Raw genomic sequence first — 19,278 nt, 5'->3', positions numbered from 1 at the left:
TCGGCGACGCCTGCGCGCGTCACGTCCACTCCTGCTCAGCCACCCCGTCCCACGCACCCCAGCCCGTATCCCGACCGAGGAGCCGTGCTCATGTCCAGATCATTCGTCCCCCGGCGCAGCGTTCTGCGCGGCGCGCTCGGCGCCGGCGCGCTCGCCGCGGCCGCCGGTCCCCTCGCGGCGTGCGCCCCCGGATCCTCCGGGTCCGAGCCGCGCAAGCTCACCGGGACGCCGAGTGCCTCGGCCAAGGGCGAGATCACCATCTGGAACCGCTCGGGAGACCTGTTCAAGGTCTTCGACGCGGCGATCGACGCCTTCCGCAAGGCCTATCCGGACATCAAGGTCAACCACCAGGCCGTCGACATCGACGCCAAGCTCGCCAACACCCTGATCAGCGGCACCGACCTGCCCGACGGCAGCTTCTGGGACGACGCCAAGATCGGCGGCCAGGCGGAGCACCTGTACGACCTGACCGACCTGATAGCGCCCTACCGCGACAAGACCTCGGCCTACAAGCTGTCGGTCAACACCGTCGACGGCCGGATCTACGGCGTGCCCTGGGACCTCGACCCCGGGCTGCTCTGGTACCGCGAGGACCTGCTGGAGGACGCCGGAGTCGACCCGGCCGGGCTGAAGACCTACGACGACCTGCTGGCGGCGGCCCGGTCGCTGCGGGAGAGGAACCCGAAGGCCCGCCCCCTCCACATGGAGAAGGACCCCTTCCTCGGCCAGCTCTGGCTGGAGATGCTCGCCGGACAGCAGGGCACCAGCCTCGCCGACGCCGAAGGCCGGGTGCGGCTGGACTCCAAGGAGTACCGCAACATCCTCAACTGGGTCCGGGACGCCGTCGACGACGACCTGGTCACCCACGCCGAATACCTCAAGCAGGCCGACCTGGCCGCCCTGGAGAGCGGGCAGCAGGCCCTGGTCCCGTGGGCGGTGTGGTGGTCCTTCGCCCCTCAGCAGCTGCTGAAGAAGGGCAAGGGCAAGTGGCGGGCCGCACCCCTGCCGGCCTGGACCCCGGGCGGCGCGCGCAGCGGCGCCATGGGCGGCAGCAGCTTCATCATCCCGGCGAAGGCGAAGCACCCCGAACTCGCCTGGCTGCTGTACGAGTTCCTGTGCTTCAAGGAGCCCGGCTACAGCGCCGTGTACGGGCCCAGCGAGATCTACCCGAGCGGTCTGACCACCTCGGTGCCGAGCTACGGCCCCGCCCGCCGCCCCGACAAGCCGCTGTTCGAACCGGTGGCCGCGCTCGGCGGACAGGACCTGTGGAAGGTCGCCGTGGACGCCGCCGACACCATCCCGTCCGCCGCGCCGATCCCGGCCTGGTGGGCCAAGTCGGTCGACTACCTCGGCAACAACCTCCAGCGGCTCATGGAGGGGCAGATGACACCCGACGACGTCATCGACGACTCCACCAAGAAGATCCAGCGCAACCTGGTGGACCGCGCATGACACCCGGCACCCTCACCCCGTCGAGCGAGGAACGGGCGGTGCCGGACGCGCCGCGCCCCGCCCGCCGCTCCCGGCGCAAGCCCTTCCTCGCGCCCTACCTCTTCGTCGCGCCGTTCTACGTGGTCTTCGCGGCCTTCGGCGTCTATCCCCTCGTCTTCGCGCTCCAGTTGAGCTTTACCGACTGGAAGGGCGCCGGTGAGGCGAACTTCATCGGCCTGGAGAACTACACCTACCTGCTCACCAGCGAGGAGTTCTGGTCCTCGCTGGGCAACAGCGCGGTGATGTGGCTGCTGATCGTGCCCCTCCAGATCGTCGGCGGCCTGGCCGCGGCGGTGCTGCTCGCCAACGCGCGGCTGCGGCTGAAGGGCATGTTCCGGGTCGCCTTCATCGCGCCCTTCGTCACCCCGCTGGTGGCGATGGCGCAGGTGTGGATCGTCGCCTTCGACACCGACTACGGGCTGGTCAACCACCTGTTCAACCTGGTCGGCCTGCCGGACGTCGACTGGCTCCAGTCGACCGCCTGGGCCAAACCGACGCTCGCGCTGCTGTTCCTGTGGAAGACCACCGGATTCGCGATCATCATCCTGCTCGCCGGACTCCAGGCCGTGCCCGCCGACGTGTACGAGGCCGCCGCCCTCGACGGTGCCTCCCGCAAGCGGCAGTTCTGGTCGCTGACCCTGCCACTGGTGCGGCGCAGCATCGCCTTCCTCGTCGTGGTGCAGACCCTCGCGGTGTTCCAGATGTTCGCCGAGCCGTTCGTCGTCACCCAGGGCGGCCCGTACGGCTCGACCACCACCGGCGGGCTGTACCTCTACAACCACATCCTGGCGTCCGACCTCGGGACCGGCGCCGCGAACTCCTTCCTGCTCGTGCTGCTGGTGTTCGCCCTGTCCCTGCTGTCCGTGCGCCTGCTCCGCTCCCGAGACGAGTGACCATGACCAGCCAGACCCAGAAGGCGAGCAGGAGTCTGTCCCAGCCCCGGCCGGGGCCGCTCCAGTACCTCGTGCTCGGCCTCCTCGCCCTCGTGTTCGTCTACCCCATCTGGTGGGCCGTCAGCTCCTCGCTGAAGCCGCCGTCCGACATCGTCCGCGACCCCCTGTCCTTCTCGCTCGGCTCGGCCACGCTCGACAACTACCGGGCCATGTTCGACGACGTGCCCATCGGCACCGGCTTCGTCAACACCGTGCTGGTCGTGGCCGTCAAGGGCGCGATGACCATGTTCTTCTGCCCGCTGGCCGGCTACGCCTTCGCCAAGTACCGCTTCCCCGGCAAGAACCTGCTCTTCGGCGTGCTGATGCTCACCCTGATGCTGCCGACCCTCGTGCTGGTCATCCCGCTGCTCCTGGAGATGAGCGAACTGGGCTGGGTCAACACGTACCAGGCGCTGATCCTGCCCGGCAGCATCGACGCCTTCAGCATCTTCTGGATGCGGCAGACCATCGCCGCGGTGCCCGACGAACTCCTCGACGCCGGACGGGTGGACGGGGCGAGCGAGTTCGGCATCTTCGCCCGGATCGTCGTACCGGTCATCCGGCCGGGCATCGCCGCGCTCGGCGTCCTGACCGCCATGAACATCTACAACGACTTCGTCTGGCCGGTCGTCGCCGTCAACGACGAGAGCCACCAGACGCTCCAGGTCGTGCTCTCCACCCTCGCGCAGAACGTCACCGGCAACCGGGTCGGCGCCGACTTCGCCACCGTCTGGGGCGAACTGCTCGCCGCCGGAAGCATCGCGATGCTGCCCGTGCTCGCCCTGTTCGTCCTGCTGCAACGCCACTTCATCAACGGGATCCTCGCGGGCAGCGTCAAGGGCTGACCTCACCGCTGGCCTCCCCCCGTACACCGCCGACCGCCCCACAGCCGTACCGAATCGGAGCACACACGCCCATGACCACCCCCCGTCCCGAATACCCCCGCCCGCACTTCGACCGGTCCCACTCCTGGCTCACCCTCAACGGCACCTGGGACTTCCGCGCCGACCCCGCCGAGCGGTACTCCGCCGACGCCTCCGAGGGCTACGACCGCGCCATCACCGTGCCCTTCGCCTGGGAGACGCTCGCCTCCGGCATCGCCGAGCACTGGCTCCAGACCGCCTGGTACCGGCGCACGTTCACCGTGCCCGCCGACTGGGCCGGACAGCGCGTCGTCCTGCACTTCGGCGCCGTGCACCACGCCGCCACGGTCTGGGTGAACGGCACCGAGGTCGCCCACCACGAGGGCGGATACACCCCCTTCGCCGCCGACGTCACCGACGCGCTCGGCGACGGAGAGCACCTGCTCACGGTGCGGGTCCACGCCCCGGCGGACAAGCGGGACATCGCCCACGGCAAGCAGCGCAGCATGCCCCGCGACGACTACGACGGCGTCTGCTTCACCCCCTCCTCCGGCATCTGGCAGAGCGTCTGGATCGAGGCCCGCCCCGCCACCCACCTGGCCGCGCTCCGGCTGCGCCCGAACGACGACCTGACCGGCATCACCGCCGAAGCCGTCGTGCGCGGCCCCGCGGCGGACCGCGCCGAACTCCGGCTGCGGATACGCGACGAGGACACCGCCGTCACGGCGACGGTGGACGCCGACGGACGGCTCCGCACCGAACTCCCGCTCACCGCACCGAGGCTGTGGTCGCCGGAGGACCCGCACCTCTACCACGTCGACGCCGAACTGACGTCCGCCGACGGCACCGACCGGGTCGCGGCCTACACCGGACTGCGCACCATCACCGTCGACGGCGAAGCCCTGTACCTCAACGGGCGGCGGCTGTTCGTGCGCGGCGTGCTCGACCAGGGCTACTGGCCCGAGACCGGCATCACCGCCCCCGACGACGCCGCCCTGCGCCGCGACCTCGAACTCGCGGCCGAGGCCGGCTACAACCTCGTCCGCAAGCACCTCAAGCTGGAGGACCCCCGCTTCGCCCACCACGCCGACACCCTCGGCATGCTCCTGTGGGCCGAACCCGCCTCACCCGGCCGCTTCTCGCGCGCCTCCGTCACCGCCTTCACGGAGCAGATCGAGCCGATGGTCGAACGCGACGGCAACAGCCCCGCCATCGTCATCTGGGGCCTGTACAACGAGGAGTGGGGCCTGGACTGGGACATCCCCGGCGACCCGGCCAAGCAGCGCGCCACCGCCGATGCCTACGACCGCGTCAAGGCCCTCGACCCCACCCGCCCGGTCGTCGACAACTCCGGCTGGACCCACGTCAAGACCGACCTGCTCGACTGGCACTACTACGACGAGAGCGCCGCCTCCTGGGCCTCCACCGTCGCCGACCTGCTCTCCGGCGAACGCGACGACTTCCCCGTCAAGCTCGGCCCCGACTTCGTCGTCCACAAGAAGCTCGCCGTCCCCGGTCAGCCGCTGCGCGGCCTGCCCAACCTCAACAGCGAGTACGGCGGCGGCTTCACCGGCCTGGACCGCGCCTGGCACCTGCGCTGGCAGACCCAGGAACTGCGCCGCCACGACCGGCTCGCCGGGTACGTGTACACGGAGCTGTACGACATCGAGCACGAGAGCGCCGGGCTGCTGGACTTCGGGCGCGGGGCGAAGGACCTGGCGGGTGTCGACCCGGCCCACGCCAACGCGCCGACGACCCTCGTCCTGGACGTGACACCGGTGGCACCGGGCCGCGACCTGCTCACCACCGGCCCCGACTTCACGGTCGACGTGCACGTCTCCCACCACGGCGCCGACCCGGTCGCCGGCACTCTGCACACCACCTGGACCCCGGTGTACGCCAGGACGCCCGACGCGCCCGGCGACGCCGTCCCCGGCTGCCGCGCGGAGGCCAAGCCGCACGTCCTCGGCGCCCCCGTCACCGTGCCCGCCACACTGCCCGAGGGCTGGACCAGCGGCCGGCTGCACCTGGCGCTGGTCGTGGACGGCACCGTCGCCGCCCGGACCGCGCTGGACGTGGACACCCGGACCGACCCGTACATCGGCGACGACCCACTGGCCCGCCCCACCGCCTGACCCCCGGCCCACCAGATCCACCGATCCCGCACCACCCGACATCCCCACCACCAAGGAGTCGATCCGTGCGCAACCCTTCACCCACCCACAGAAGATCACCGGCCCTGCTCGGCGTCCTCGCCCTGCTCACGGCCCTGCTGTCCCTGTGGTCGCAGCCCGCGTCGGCGGCGCCCGCCGGGCAGGTCCTGGCGTCACCCGACCTCGCGGCCCACCCGCAGGGCGACAACAGCTACCCCCGCGCCGTACGCCTCGACCACGACGGCTCGGCCGGACAGACCATGCTGGCCACCTACGCCAAGCGCGAACAGGGCGCCACCAACACCCTGCCCGTCCACCGCAGCACCGACGGCGGCCGCACCTGGAGCGCCGCCCCGATCTCCACCATCACCTCGCACACGGCGGGCTGGGACATCGAGGCACCCGTCCTCTACGAGGTGCCGCGCACCGCGAACGGCCTGAACCAGGGCGACCTCCTCGCCGCCGGCACCGCCTGGCAGGCCGGGGACTACACCACGCAGCGCGTCGAGGTGTTCAAGAGCACCGACCACGGGCAGAGCTGGCAGTACCTCTCCGACTGCACCCGCACCAGCGGCCTGCCCGACACCATCGGGCACGGCATCTGGGAACCCTGGTTCCTGCTGGCCCCCGACAACACACTGGCCTGCTTCATCTCCGACGAGCGGCCCGCGAACAGCCCCACCAACAACCAGGTCATCGGCCACTACACCTCCACCGACGGCGGCCGCACCTGGAGCGGCACGCTCACCCAGGACGTCGCGTTCCCCGCCGACAACCTCGCCCGCCCCGGCATGTCGATCATCGTCCCGCTGCCCGACGGGCGGTTCATGATGGCGTACGAGATGTGCCGGGACGCCACCGACGCCGACCACGCCTGCGAGGTGTACACCAAGACCAGCCCCGACGGGCTGAACTGGGCGCCCGCCGACAACCCCGGCACCCTGGTGCGCACCGCCGACGGCAGGGAACTGCTGCACACCCCCTACCTCGCCTGGGTACCGGGCGGCGGCCCCGACGGCACCCTGCTGATGTCCGGCCAGCGCGTGGTGAGCGGACCCACCGGGAACAAGACCGTCCTGTCGGAGTCCGGCACCGTGGTCTTCGCCAACACCCGCCTCGGCGCGGGGGAGTGGACCGAGATCGAGGCCCCGGTCCTGACCGACCCCACCGGCGGCTACAACCCCGGCGAGCCCTCCTGCCCCGGCTACAGCTCACCGATCGTGCCGCGCGCCGACGGCACCTCCTTCCTCTACCTGACCGCCACCTGGCTCGGCACCGGCAACCAGTGCCAGGTCCGCTTCGGCACCGGCGGCCTCGGCGGGCCGGTCGGCCAGGTCACCACGCCGTGGGTCGCGGGCAAGTGCCTGGACGTCGACACCAACACCAGCCGCAACGGCAACGCCGCCCAGCTGTGGGACTGCTCCACCGCCACCGGACAGCGCTGGTCGGTGGCGCCGGACGGTACGGTGCGCGCGTTCGGCAAGTGCCTGGACATCGACGGCAACGGCACGGCCAACTTCGCCAAGGTCCAGGTGTGGGACTGCGCGGCGGGCGTCGCCGGCCAGCAGTGGCGCCACCGGAGTGACGGCTCGCTGTTCAACCCCCAGTCCGGCCGCTGCCTGGACATCTCCTCCGGCGGCACCGCCAACGGCACCAAGCTGCAGATCTACGACTGCAACGGCCTCGGCACCCAGAAGTGGAACCTGCCGGCCTAGGGGCGGGAGCACCCGGGGCTGACGGCCCCGGGTGTCGCATACGCTCGACAGCACCATGATGAACAACCTCACCCCCTTGGAGCCGAAGGCCGACAAGGCCACGGTCAGACGGCACAACCTCAGCCTGGTCCTGAGGGCCGTGCACGACGCGGGGGAGGCGACCAGGGCCGGCGTCGCCACGCATGTCGGACTGACCCGCGCGGCGGTGTCGTCCCTGGTCGAGCAGTTGCTGGAGTACGGCGTCGTCGCCGAGTGGGGCAAGACCAGCAGTGGCCAGGCGGGACGGCCCGGCACCGTCCTGAAGGTCTCCCGCTCCGGCCCGGCGGGCCTCGGCGTGGAGATCAACATCGACTACATCGCGGTGTGCGTCGTCGACCTCGCCGGTACCGACCGGGTGCGGCTGGTGGAGCACGTCGACAACCGAGGCGTCCAGCCCTCCGCGGTCCTGGCGCGCGCGGCCCGGCTGGCGGCGCGCGCCATCGGCTCGGCGGCGGAACAGGACCTCGTACCGGCCGGTGTGCATGTCGCGCTGCCGGGCCTGGTGACCGGCGGCACCGTGCGCCAGGCACCCAACCTTGGCTGGCAGCGGGTCGCCGTCGAGGGGCTGTTCGCGCAGGCGCTCCTCGCCCTGCGCCCCGCCCACCGGCCCCTGCCGGTCAGTTCCGACAACGAGGCCAACGCCGCCGCCCTCGCCGAGCTGTGGTTCGGCGCCGGAACCGAGGGTGTGCGCAGCTTCCTGTATCTGACCGGCGAGATCGGCATCGGCGGCGCCCTCGTGCTGGGCGGCGAGCTGCTGCGCGGCGCGCACGGCTTCGCCGGGGAGATCGGGCACACGGTCGTCGATCCGGACGGCCCGCGGTGCCGGTGCGGCGCCCACGGCTGCCTGGAGCAGTACGCCGGACAGGCCGCGCTGCTCACCGCCGCGGGCATCGACGCGGACGCGGGTGCGCAGGGCGTCGCCGAACTCGAACGCCGTGCCCGGCGGGGCGACCCGCCGGCGCTGTCGGCGATCGAAGGCGCCGGGCGGCAACTGGGCGTCGTGGTCGCGGGCGCGGTGAACCTCTTCGACCCCGAGGCGGTGATGCTCGGCGGTGTCTACCGGGAGCTGATGGACTGGCTCGCCCCGGCCGTCCACCGCGAACTCGCCCGGCGCGTGGTGTCCGGGCTGTGGAGCGAGGACGGCAAACGGCTGCGGGCCGCGTCCTCGCTCGGCGACGCGGCCCGGGGCGCGGCCGGGGTGATCGTCCGCGAGGTGCTGGCCGACCCGGCGGCGCACGCGGAACGGGACGCGGTCTGACGCGGAGGACGGCCGCCCGGCGGTCCTCCGCGCCCGGCCTCCCTCACCCGCGGTTCGCGGCGATCATCTCCCGGTACCAGCGGTAGCTGTCCTTGGGCGTGCGCTCCTGGGTGTCGTAGTCGACCCGCACGATGCCGAAGCGCTTGTCGTAGCCGTACGCCCACTCGAAGTTGTCCAGCAGCGACCACACGTAGTACCCGCGCACGTCCACGCCCGCGTCGATCGCCGCCCGCAGCGCGGTGAGGTGGTCGCGCAGGTAGGCGACCCGGTCGGTGTCGTGCACCGTGCCGTCGGCGGCGGGCGCGTCGTCCTCCGCCGAGCCGTTCTCCGTGATGTGGACCGGCGGGAGCGCGTCGCCGTACCGGTGCTTCAGTTCGACGAGCAGGTCGGTGAAGCTGTCCGGGACGACCGGCCAGTCCATCGCCGTGTGCCGCACACCGGGCAGGCGCACCTCCTCGTAGCGGTTGTCCGTCGCCACTCGCCGCGCCGGGTCGCTCTCCCGGTGGGGAGCGTCGGCGACCACGATCGGCCGGTAGTAGTTGACGCCCAGGAAGTCCAGGGGCTGGGAGATCAGCTCCAGGTCGCCGTCGCGCCGGAAGTCCGCGCCGGTGATCAGCTCGCCCCAGGTCTCCTCCTCGGTGGCCGGGTAGCGGCCCGCGAGGATCGGCTCGGTCCACACCAGGTTGTGCTGGGTGTCCGCCCGGACCACCGCCGCCCGGTCGGCCGGGGAGTCGGTGGCGGGCAGGTTGCGGTCCAGGTTGAGCGTGATGCCGACCTCGCGCACCCCCGCCGCGCGCAGCGCCTTCACGGCCAGCCCGTGCCCGACCAGCAGGTGGTGGGCGGCGGCCAGCGCGCCCCGGCCCTCCTTGGCGCCGGGGGCGTGCCGGCCGATGGAGTAGCCGAGGAAGGAGCTGCACCACGGCTCGTTGAGGGTGATCCAGCGCGACACCCGGTCGCCGAGGTGCTCCGCGACCGCCGCCGTGTACTCGGCGAACCGCTCCGCCGTCTCCCGCACCCGCCAGCCGCCCCGGTCTTCGAGGGCCTGCGGCAGGTCCCAGTGGTAGAGGGTGGCGGCCGGTTCGATGCCCGCCGCCAGCAGTTCGTCCACCAGGCGGGAGTAGAAGTCCAGGCCCTTGGGGTTCACCGCGCCCGACCCGTCCGGGACGATGCGCGGCCAGGCGATCGAGAAGCGGTAGGAGTCGACGCCGAGGTCGCGCAGCAGGGCCACGTCCTCGGGGTAGCGGTGGTAGTGGTCGCAGGCCACGTCACCGGTGTCGCCGTTCACCACCAGACCGGGGGTGTGGCTGTAGGTGTCCCAGATCGACGGACCGCGGCCGTCCTCCGTCGCCGCGCCCTCGATCTGGTACGAGGCGGTCGCGGCGCCGAAGACGAAACCGGGCGGGAAACCGGGATAGTTGCTCATGCTGTGCTGCTCATCTCCGTGCTTGCGGGGTGGTGCGGGGTTCACTTGACGGAGCCGCCGGTGATCCCGGCGGCGATGTACTTCTGGGCGAGGACGAGGAGGACCGCCGCCGGCACCGCCGACAGCACGGAGGCCGCCATCACCGAACCCCAGTCGCCGACGTGCGCGCCGATGTACTGGTAGATGCCCAGGGTGATGGGCTTGACGTCGTCGGTCGTGTTCAGGGTGAGCGCGAACATGAAGTCGCTCCACGAGAACAGGAACGCGAACAGGCCCGAGGTGATCAGGGAGTTGCGGCTCATCGGCAGCACCACCCGTACGAAGGTGCGCACCGGCCCGGCACCGTCGATCTGCGCGGCCTCGATCACCTCGCCCGGGATCGACACCATGAAGGAGCGCATCAGCACGATGGAGAACGGGATGCCCAGCGAGGCGTCCGCGAGCATCAGGCCGAAGTAGGAGTTGACCAGCCCCAGGTCGACGTAGGAGTTGTAGAGCGCGTTGGCGATGACGATGCCGGGCACCATCTGGGTGATCAGCGTGCCGAACACGATGGTGCGCGAGCCGCGCAGCCCGAACCGGGCGAGACCGTACGCGGCGGGCGCCGAGATCGCCAGGCAGATGGCGACCGCGCCGAGCGAGACCGCCAGCGAGGTCAGCAGGTGCCCGCCCTGGTCGCTGATCGCCTTGGAGAAGCCGGAGAAGTCCAGGCTGCCCGGCACCGGATCGACCTGGAGCAGCCCGGAGTCGGGCTGGAGCGCGGTGTTGAGCATCCAGTACAGCGGGAAGAGCATCACGCACAGGATGAGCACGCCGGCGACGGTGGAGCCCCAGCGGCGCCGGGAGGCGGTGGGCGTGTGGGAGGCCATGGACGTCACTTCCCCTCGGTGCGGTTGGCCCGCAGGTAGAACACCGCGAACACGGCGGAGATCAGGATGAGTACGTTGCCGACCACGGCGCCCGCGCCGAAGTCCAGCTGGACGAACGAGTTCTGGTAGGTCAGCGTGCCGAGCGTCTGGGTGGCGTCGGCCGGGCCGCCGTCGGTCAGGGCGAGGATCAGGTCGAGGATCTTCACCGTCGACATGAAGCCCAGCACGAGCACGACCGTGACGACCGGCTTGAGCATCGGCAGGGTGACCGAACGGAAGGTCCGCCAGGCCGAGGCGCCGTCCAGCGCGGCCGCCTCGTGCAGCTCCTTCGGGATCTCCTGGAGACCGCCGTACAGGATGACCATGTTGAACGGGATGCCGATCCAGATGTTGACCAGGATGACCGACAGCAGGGCCATCTCGGGGCTGGTCAGCCAGGGCGTGTGGCCGCCGATGCCGAGGGTGTCCAGGAACGAGTTGAGCACGCCCGTGTCCTGGTCGAGGATGCGGCGCCAGACGATGCCGGACACCACCATGGGCACCAGCCACGGCAGCAGGATCAGCGAGCGCAGCACGCCGTTCAGCGGGAAGCGGCGGCTGAAGAAGACCGCGAGCGCCAGGCCGATGCAGAACTGGCCGAGCAGCGAGCCCGCCGTGAAGACGAGCGTGTGCCACAGCGCCTTGCCGAACAGGGCGTCCTGGAACACGTTGGACCAGTTGTCGGCGCCGTTGAAGGGCGCCTCACCGGTGAAGAAGGTCTTCGGCGTGTAGTCCTGGAAGCTCATCACGACGTTGCGCACGAGCGGGTAGCCGAAGAAGAGCAGCATGAAGACGACGGCGGGGGCGACGAACCCCCACTGGGCGAGCCTGCGGCGGCGCGCGATCCGGCCGGGGTCCGGCGCGGCGGGTGACGAGGCCGCCTTCGAGGGCGGCTGCGCGGCGACGGTCGACGTGGGCATGGGCGTGGTCATGGGGGCGTACCTCAGTTCCCGCTCGTGGCCCGCTGCTGGGCGCGCTTCAGGGCGGTCTCACTGGACTGGCCGGTCAGGGCCGACTGGAAGGCGCTCTGCAGCGCGAGCGAGACACTCGACCAACCGGCGCCGAGCTTCGCCGTCCGGGACCGGGCGACGGCCACCTGGTCGGCGAGGGAGTCCAGCTCGGGCACCTTCTCGCGCCACACGGCGGCGGCCTCGGCGTTGGCCGGGACCATCCAGCTGTTCAGCGCGTAGGTCAGCTGCTCCTGCTCGCTCGCCAGACACGCGACGATCTTCCCGGCCGTCTTCTCCCGGGCCTCGTCACCGGTGTTGGGCACGGTGAGCACGGCACCGCCGAGCGGACCCACCGAGTCCTCCCCGGCCTCGGGCACCGGGATCGGCGCGATGCCCCAGTGCAGCGACTTGTCGCTGTTGAGGGTCTCCACCTGCCACGGACCGTTGATCATCATCGCCGCGTTCCCGGCCATGAACTGGTCGTTGACGTCCGCCTGGGTCCAGTTGACCGTCGACTTGGAGAGCGAGCGGTCCTTCAGCAGGCTCTTCCAGTAGTCCAGGGCCTCGACGACCTTCGGGCCGTCCAGGTCGGTCTCGTCGCCGCCGTTGGACCACATGAACGGGGTGAACTGGAAGACGCCGTCCTCCGCGCCGCCCGCGCTGAGCGCCAGGCCGTACTGCTTGCCCCGCGTGAGCTTCTTCGCCGTCTGGCGCAGCTCGGCCCAGGTGGTCGGCACCTTCACGCCCGCCTTGTCGAGGACGTCCTTGTTGTAGAAGAGCGCGAGGGTGTTCACCGAGCGGGCCGCGCCGTAGTACGTGCCCTTGTACGAGCCGAAGTCGACGATGCCGTCGGGGATGTCGTCGGTGCTCAGCCCGAGGGTCCGCAGATCGACCAGACCGCCCGCGTCGGCGAAGGTCGGCATCTCGGACGCGTCGAACTGCACGATGTCGGGCAGCGACTTGGACGAGGCCATGCGCAGCGCCTTCGTCATCACCTGCGCCGCGGGGACGCTCTGCTGCTCGATGCTGACGCCCAGCTCCTTGCCGCAGCGGGCCATCGCCTCCGCGTCCCAGCGGTGGTACGACTCGTCGGTCGAGGAGTTCATGACGGTGTACGTGTCGGCGTCACGCTGCTGTCCGCAGCCGGCCAGTGCCGCCCCGGCGACCAGCACGGACACCGCCGTGAACGGGGCGACGACTCGGCGTGAGCGCCCTCGTTCGCGGCGCGTGGCAGCCGGGGGGTGTGCTGTCAAGGCGAGCGAGGTGAAGCGCTTCGACATGGTGCGGCCCTTGCTGTCGTACCGTCCGGCTTCCTCGCCGGACTGTTTTGTTTGATGTGATGACTAATACGTCACCGACCCGCTTCCGCGCTAGAGGAAAGTGGCCCCCCTCTCTTCGCTCCGCCGGGTGAGGGAGTCGTGATCATGCGTGATAGGCCCAGCTCAGCGCAGTGAAGTCGACGCGAACGTCTCGGCTTCGGGATTTGTTTTGTGTACGATCAAAACGCTGTGAGACCGCCCCCGTGCTCCCACCCGACAGCTCCCGCCCCACCCAAGGAAGATCATGAAGTTCACCGACGGCTTCTGGCTCATCCGCGAGGGTGTGCATCTCTCGTACGCCACCGAGGTACGCGATGTGCGCCCCGAATCGAAGCGCTTCACCGCCCATGCCGCCGTGAAGAAGGTGACGCGGAGGGGGGACACGCTCAACGCGCCGCTCCTCACGGTCGAGTGCTTCTCACCCGCCGAGGGCGTCATCGGCGTCCGCGTCACCCACCACGCCGGCAAGCGCCGGCCGGGTCCCGACTTCGCCCTCGCCGAGGCGGCGGACGGCGCCGGCCAGGTGCGCCAGGAGGGCACCGTCACCGAGCTGACCAGCGGCCCGCTCACCCTCCGCCTCGACCGCGAGGGCCCCTGGGGCCTCACCTTCCACGGCGCGGACGGGCGTGAGCTGACCCGCGCCGACGCCAAGGGCACCGCCTTCGCCACCACCGGCGACGGCGCCCACCACATGCTCGGCCGCCTCGCCCTCGGCGTCGGCGAGCAGGTCTACGGCCTTGGCGAGCGCTTCACCCCGTTCGTCAAGAACGGCCAGGTCGTCGACATGTGGCAGGCCGACGGCGGCACCAGCAGCGAGCAGGCCTACAAGAACGTCCCGTTCTACCTCTCCTCGCGCGGCTACGGCGTCTTCGTCAACCACCCCGGCGCGGTCTCCTTCGAGGTCGGCTCCGAGTCCGTCGGCCAGGTGCAGTTCAGCGTCGAGGACCAGACGCTGGAGTACTACGTCGTCGCCGGGCCCACCCCCAAGGAGGTCCTCACCCGCTACACCGCCCTCACCGGCCGCCCCGCCCTGCCGCCGGCCTGGTCCTTCGGCCTGTGGCTCACCACGTCCTTCACCACCTCGTACGACGAGCAGACGGTGACGAAGTTCGTGGACGGCATGGCCGAGCGCGGCATCCCGCTCTCCGTCTTCCACTTCGACTGCTTCTGGATGCGCGAGTACCAGTGGTGCGACTTCCAGTGGGACCCGGACGTCTTCCCGGACCCGGACGGCATGCTCGCCCGGCTCAAGGCCAAGGGGCTGAGGGTCAGCGCCTGGATCAACCCCTACATCGCCCAGAAGTCCCCGCTCTTCGACGAGGCCGCCGCCCTCGGGCACCTGGTGCGCAGGCCGGACGGCGACATCTGGCAGTGGGACCTGTGGCAGGCCGGCATGGGCCTGGTCGACTTCACCAGCCCGGCCGCCCGCGACTGGTACGCCGACAAGCTCAAGCCGCTGCTCGATCAGGGCGTGGACTGCTTCAAGACCGACTTCGGCGAGCGCATCCCCACCGACGTGGTCTGGCACGACGGCTCCGACCCGGAGCGCATGCACAACTACTACACGCACCTGTTCAACCGCACCGTCTTCGAACTCCTGGAGAAGGAGCGCGGCCAGGGCGAGGCCGTCCTCTTCGCCCGCTCGGCGACCGCGGGCGGCCAGCAGTACCCCGTCCACTGGGGCGGCGACTGCTGGTCGTCCTTCGAGGCGATGGCCGAGTCACTGCGGGGCGGCCTGTCCCTGTCCCTGAGCGGCTTCGGCTTCTGGAGCCACGACATCGGCGGCTTCGAGGGCACGCCCGACCCGGCGGTCTTCAAGCGCTGGCTCGCCTTCGGCCTGCTCTCCTCGCACAGCCGCCTGCACGGCTCCTCGTCGTATCGGGTGCCGTGGGAGTTCGGCGAGGAGGCCGTCGACGTCGCCCGCCGCTTCACCCTCCTCAAGCACCGCCTGATGCCCTACCTGTACGGCGTCGCCGCCGAGGCCCACCGCACCGGCGTGCCGATGATGCGGCCGATGGTCCTGGAGTTCCCGCACGACCCGGCGTGCCGTCCGCTGGACCGCCAGTACATGCTCGGCTCCGACGTCCTGGTCGCCCCGGTCTTCACCGAGGACGGCGAGGTCGAGGTCTACCTCCCGGAGGGCACCTGGACCCACCTCCTGTCCGGCGAGCGCGTCACCGGCCCGGCCTGGCGCACCGAACGGCACGGCTACGACAGCCTGCCCCTGTACGTCCGTGAGGGCGCCGTACTGCCGCTGGCCTCGGACGACCAGCGGCCCGACGGCGACTGGCTGGACGCCCCGACCCTGCTGGTCCACCCGTCCGCCGACGCCGACCACACGGCCGAGGTCACCGTGCCCGACCTGCTGGGCACACCGGCCGCGACGTTCCGCGTGCGGCGCGACGGGGACGCCCTGCGCGTCACCGCGAGCGGCACCGACCGCCCCTTCACCGTCCGGGTCGCGGGCGGCGCGAGCGCGGAGGGCGCCGGAGAGGTGACCGTGCCCCTGGCCTGACCCCTGCGCGACGGGGGGGAGACACGGCGAAGCGGCACGCGGGGGCGTGCCGCTTCGTTCCGCGGGGTGCGGGTGTTCCGAGGAGTGCGCCTCAGCGCTTCAGGGCACCGAGCGCCGTCAGCAGCCGGTCCACGTCCTCCGCGCTGCTGTACGGTGCCAGGCCGACGCGTACGCCGCCCTCGTCGCCGAGGCCCAGTCGGCGCGCGGCCTCCACGGCGTAGAAGGAACCGGCCGGCGCGTCGACCGCCCGCTCGGCGAGCTGCCGGTAGACGCCGGCCGGGCGCAGGCCCGCCACGGTGAACAGCAGCGTCGGAGTGCGCCGCGCGGCCCGCGAGTACACGGTGATCCCGCCGAGGTCCGCGAGCCCTCGTTCGATCCGACCGCGCAGCGCGTCCTCGTGCCCCTCCAGCGCCGCGAAGGAGGCGATCAGCCGGTCCCGGCGAGAGCCCCCGGCCTCGGGGTCGAGCCCTGCGAGGAAGTCCACCGCCGCGGTCGCCCCGGCCAGCAACTCATAGGGCAGGGTGCCCAGTTCGAACCGTTCGGGCACGGTGTCGGCGGACGGCAGCAGCTTGTCCGGGCGCAGCGACTCCAACACCTCGGCCCGGCCGGTCAGCACGCCCAGGTGCGGGCCCAGGAACTTGTACGGCGAGCACGCCAGCGTGTCCGCGCCGGTCGCCGCCAGGTCCACCACGGCGTGCGAGGCGTAGTGCACCGCGTCGACGTGGAAGTGCGCCCCGTTCGCGTGCGCGAGGGACGCCAGCGCGGGCAGGTCCGGGAGGGTTCCGATCAGGTTCGACGCGGCGGTGACCGCTACCAGCCTGGTGCGCGGGCCCAGCACCGCCGCGAGGTGCTCGGGCCGCAGCTCGCCCGTGGCCGGGTCGAAGTCCGCCCACCGCACGTGTGCCCCCGCCGCCTCGGCCGCCTGCACCCACGGCCGGATGTTCGAGTCGTGGTCGAGCCGGGTGACCACCACCTCGTCGCCCGGTCCCCAGTCCTTGGCCAGGGTCCGCGACAGGTCGTAGGCGAGCTGGGTGGCGCTGCGCCCGAAGACGACCGTCCCCGGGGTGGTGCCGAGGAGGTCGGCGAGAGCGGACCGGGCCCCGTCGACGATCCGGTCCGCGTTGCGCTCGCCCTCGGTGTTGCGCCCCCGGTTGGCGAGCGGGGCGGTCAGCGCCGCGGCGATCGCGTCGATCACCGGCTGCGGGGCCTGCGTACCGCCCGGCGCGTCGAACCGCGCGGTACCGGACTTCAGGGCGGGCACGTGCGCGCGGATCGCGGCGACGTCGAGGGCCATGGGGCAACTCCAGGGTCGTGGGCCAGGCGGACAGGGGAGGGAGACGGTCGTCAGGCGATGCGGTCCTTCGGCCGGGGCGGCAGGTACGTGGTACGGCTGGGCCGCACCCCGAGCCGCACCTGCGACTCCAGCCACATGATCGCAGCCCCCGTGGGGTCGACGACAGGGACGAAGGGACCCTCGGCCGCCAGGCGTTCCTGGAGGGCCGCGGCCACGCCCAGCATCCCGGTGCAGCCGAGCACGATCACGTCCGCCTCCCGCGCCGCCACCGCGGCCCGGGCCTGCTCGGTCAGCGCGTCGATCAGCCGGTCGCCGGTGTCCAGGTCGAGGACGGGGATGTCGACGACCCGGATCGGTCCGACCCGCCCCGTCAGCGCGTAGCGCCGGACCAGGCCGTGCAGCATCGGCAGTACGTTCGGCAGCACGGTGATCACCCCCGTGTGCTCACCCAGCGCGAGGGAGGTGAGCACGGCGGGCTCGAAGCCGCCGACCACGGGAATGTCCACGATCTCCCGGGCCGCCTGCACCCCGGGATCGCCGAAGCAGCTGACGAACACCGCGTCGGCCCCCTCCGCCGCCGCCTCGCGGACCGCGTCGAGAATGCCGGGTGCGGCGAGTGCCTCGTCGTACTCGGACTCGATGGAGGCGGTGCCGCGCGCGATGCGGCGGACCTCGACCTCCGTTCCGGGCGACACCCAGGCGCCCACCTCGCGGCGGACCTCCTCGGTGAACGCGTCGGTGATGACGGGGAGCACGACCGTGAGCTTCACAGCACCTCCAGGGTGGGCGGGCGGAGCGGTCGGCCCACCCTGTGCGGCCCCGCCGGGGGCCGCAAGGTGCGAGGCGCACAGCCGGGCCGCGGCGACCGTGCGGACCGCACCGCCGACGGCCCCGGCCCCGGGCCGCTCCGGCTGCCCGACTGTGCACGGTGCCCTGCCGGTGCCGCGAACCGGTGCCTGATGCACGGTGACCGCCCGAGGGCGGCGGCCTAGTCTCGGCGCACCGCACCCGGCGCCCCCGCCCTTCTGGAGTCCCCATGGCGTCCTCTTCAGGACACGACGACCACGCGCTGGCCCGCGTGCCGCAGACGGCCCGGTTCCACTGGTTCTCGGTGGCGACCCAGCGCTTCGGCCAGCTCTCCACCCTGGCCAGCTTCCTCATCGGCGCGACCCTCGGCTTCGGCATGACCTTCTGGAACGCCGTGCTCGCCATCACCCTCGGCGCGGTGATCCTCGAAGTCATGACGGTCTTCACCGGCATCGCCGGGCAGCGCGAGGGGCTCTCCACCTCGCTGCTGGCCCGGTGGACCGGATTCGGCGCGGCCGGGGCCTCCCTCATCGGACTCGCCATCGGCATCAGCGCCGTCGGCTGGTTCGGCATCCAGAACGCGGTCTCCGCGGACGGACTGGCGGACCTCGTCGGCGTCCTGCCCTCCTGGGGCTGGGCCCTGGTGGTGGGACTGCTCATCACCGCCATCGTGGTCCACGGCGTCGGCTCCATGGCGTGGGCCGCCTACGTCACCGTCCCCGCCTTCCTGCTCATGGCCGGCTGGTCCATCGCCGTCGAACTGTCCCGGCACGACCTGGGCGCGCTGACCTCCGCCCAGCCCGCCGGGCCCCCGCTGTCCCTGCTCCAGGGCACCACCATCGTCGCGGGCGGCTTCATCGTCGGCGCGGTCATCACCCCCGACATGAGCCGCTTCAACCGCAGCGGCAAGGACGTCGTCAAGCAGACGGTCGTCGGCATCACGGTCGGCGAGTACGTCATCGGCCTGATCGGCGTGCTCCTCGCGCTCGCCCTGCGCACCAACGACGTCATCGCCATCGTCACGTCCACCTCGGGCTTCCTCGGGACTCTGATCATCGTGGCCGCCACCGTCAAGGTGAACGACTGGAACCTGTACGCCGCCTCCCTCGGCGTCGTCACCTTCGTCGACCAGACCTTCGGCCGCCGCCTCCACCGGGGCGCCGTCACCGTCGGTGTCGGGGTGCTCGGCTCCCTGCTGGGCGCGGCCGGGGTCCTCGACAACTTCACCGACTTCCTCGACCTGCTGGGCGTCCTCTTCCCGCCGATCGCCGGGATCATGGTCGCCGAGTACTTCGTCGCCCGGACCTGGCGCTCCGGTCTCGACGAGACCCGCGACAGCGGCGAACTTCCCGCCGCCTCGCCCATGTGGGTGCCCGCGGGGCTGATCACCTGGGCCGTCGCGGCCGTCGTGGGGAAGTACGTCGACTGGGGCCTGCCGTCGATCAACTCGATCGCCGTCGCCTTCGTGCTCTACCTCGCCGCCGCCCGCCTCGGCCTGGTCCGCGGGGTGGGCACGGCACCGACCCGCCGCGCCGTCCCCGGGACGGCGGTCGGCACCCCCGGCGTTCCCGCCGCCTGACCGCGCACGCCACCGGCGTACGCGGCCACCGA

At 71.6% G+C, this 19,278-nt stretch carries 14 protein-coding genes; 8 read left to right on the top strand and 6 right to left on the bottom strand.

Annotated elements, in window-relative coordinates:
* Positions 1-90 precede the first annotated feature (90 nt).
* The 6 genes from ACGH52_RS05780 (at position 91) to ACGH52_RS05755 (ending at position 8,451) form a co-directional block, all read left to right on the top strand.
* The gene (locus ACGH52_RS05780) at positions 91-1,452 is read left to right on the top strand and encodes an ABC transporter substrate-binding protein (RefSeq protein ID WP_399938019.1); all 1,362 of its coding nucleotides are present in this window, start codon (positions 91-93) and stop codon (positions 1,450-1,452) included.
* A complete protein-coding gene (locus ACGH52_RS05775) occupies positions 1,449-2,384 on the top strand; it encodes a carbohydrate ABC transporter permease (RefSeq protein WP_059297437.1) in 936 nt (311 codons plus the stop codon). Before ACGH52_RS05780 ends, ACGH52_RS05775 begins: the two co-directional genes overlap by 4 nt.
* A 2-nt stretch (positions 2,385-2,386) precedes the next feature.
* Positions 2,387-3,268 carry a carbohydrate ABC transporter permease gene (locus ACGH52_RS05770; RefSeq protein ID WP_076973134.1) on the top strand — a complete coding sequence of 294 codons (882 nt, stop codon included), beginning with the start codon at positions 2,387-2,389 and terminating at the stop codon, positions 3,266-3,268.
* A gap of 71 nt (positions 3,269-3,339) precedes the next feature.
* Positions 3,340-5,421, top strand: coding sequence for a glycoside hydrolase family 2 protein (locus ACGH52_RS05765; RefSeq protein ID WP_399938016.1), 2,082 nt, complete (start codon positions 3,340-3,342; stop codon positions 5,419-5,421).
* Between the two features lie 65 nt (positions 5,422-5,486).
* Entirely contained in the window at positions 5,487-7,154 is a 1,668-nt protein-coding gene (locus ACGH52_RS05760; protein ID WP_399938014.1) for a ricin-type beta-trefoil lectin domain protein, read from the top strand.
* 55 nt (positions 7,155-7,209) lie between these two features.
* A complete protein-coding gene (locus ACGH52_RS05755; RefSeq protein WP_076973131.1) occupies positions 7,210-8,451 on the top strand; it encodes an ROK family protein in 1,242 nt (413 codons plus the stop codon).
* A gap of 43 nt (positions 8,452-8,494) precedes the next feature.
* Here the strand turns inward: ACGH52_RS05755 and ACGH52_RS05750 are convergent, their stop codons facing one another.
* From ACGH52_RS05750 to ACGH52_RS05735, 4 genes are read right to left on the bottom strand one after another with little or no spacing between them, the layout of a single operon-like run.
* Positions 8,495-9,874 (bottom strand): GH1 family beta-glucosidase, encoded by a 1,380-nt coding sequence (locus ACGH52_RS05750; protein ID WP_399938012.1) that lies wholly within the window; start codon positions 9,872-9,874, stop codon positions 8,495-8,497.
* 41 nt (positions 9,875-9,915) lie between these two features.
* Entirely contained in the window at positions 9,916-10,743 is an 828-nt protein-coding gene (locus ACGH52_RS05745) for a carbohydrate ABC transporter permease (protein ID WP_059297795.1), read from the bottom strand.
* Positions 10,744-10,748: 5 nt separating this feature from the next.
* A complete protein-coding gene (locus ACGH52_RS05740; protein WP_210976097.1) occupies positions 10,749-11,702 on the bottom strand; it encodes a carbohydrate ABC transporter permease in 954 nt (317 codons plus the stop codon).
* Positions 11,703-11,725: 23 nt separating this feature from the next.
* Positions 11,726-13,012: a sugar ABC transporter substrate-binding protein gene (locus ACGH52_RS05735; RefSeq protein WP_059297432.1), complete on the bottom strand. Its 1,287-nt coding sequence runs from the start codon at positions 13,010-13,012 to the stop codon at positions 11,726-11,728.
* Between the two features lie 283 nt (positions 13,013-13,295).
* Between ACGH52_RS05735 and yicI the strand changes: the two genes are divergently transcribed.
* The gene (yicI, locus tag ACGH52_RS05730) at positions 13,296-15,566 is read left to right on the top strand and encodes an alpha-xylosidase (RefSeq protein ID WP_121703910.1); all 2,271 of its coding nucleotides are present in this window, start codon (positions 13,296-13,298) and stop codon (positions 15,564-15,566) included.
* Positions 15,567-15,657: 91 nt separating this feature from the next.
* Here the strand turns inward: yicI and ACGH52_RS05725 are convergent, their stop codons facing one another.
* Both ACGH52_RS05725 and ACGH52_RS05720 read right to left on the bottom strand, forming a co-directional pair.
* Complete coding sequence (locus ACGH52_RS05725; RefSeq protein WP_399938009.1) at positions 15,658-16,860, bottom strand: cysteine desulfurase-like protein; 1,203 nt, start codon at positions 16,858-16,860, stop codon at positions 15,658-15,660.
* Between the two features lie 50 nt (positions 16,861-16,910).
* Positions 16,911-17,630, bottom strand: coding sequence for an aspartate/glutamate racemase family protein (locus tag ACGH52_RS05720; RefSeq protein ID WP_121703908.1), 720 nt, complete (start codon positions 17,628-17,630; stop codon positions 16,911-16,913).
* 266 nt (positions 17,631-17,896) lie between these two features.
* On the opposite strand from ACGH52_RS05720, the gene ACGH52_RS05715 reads away from it, so the two are divergent.
* On the top strand, positions 17,897-19,246 hold the full coding sequence (locus ACGH52_RS05715) for a cytosine permease (RefSeq protein WP_121703907.1): 1,350 nt from the start codon (positions 17,897-17,899) through the stop codon (positions 19,244-19,246).
* Positions 19,247-19,278 lie beyond the last annotated feature (32 nt).

Source organism: Streptomyces sp. BBFR25, from assembly GCF_044590125.1.
Classification (GTDB): Bacteria; Actinomycetota; Actinomycetes; order Streptomycetales; family Streptomycetaceae; genus Streptomyces; species Streptomyces canus_D.
This window is presented reverse-complemented; position numbering and strand designations above follow the sequence as displayed.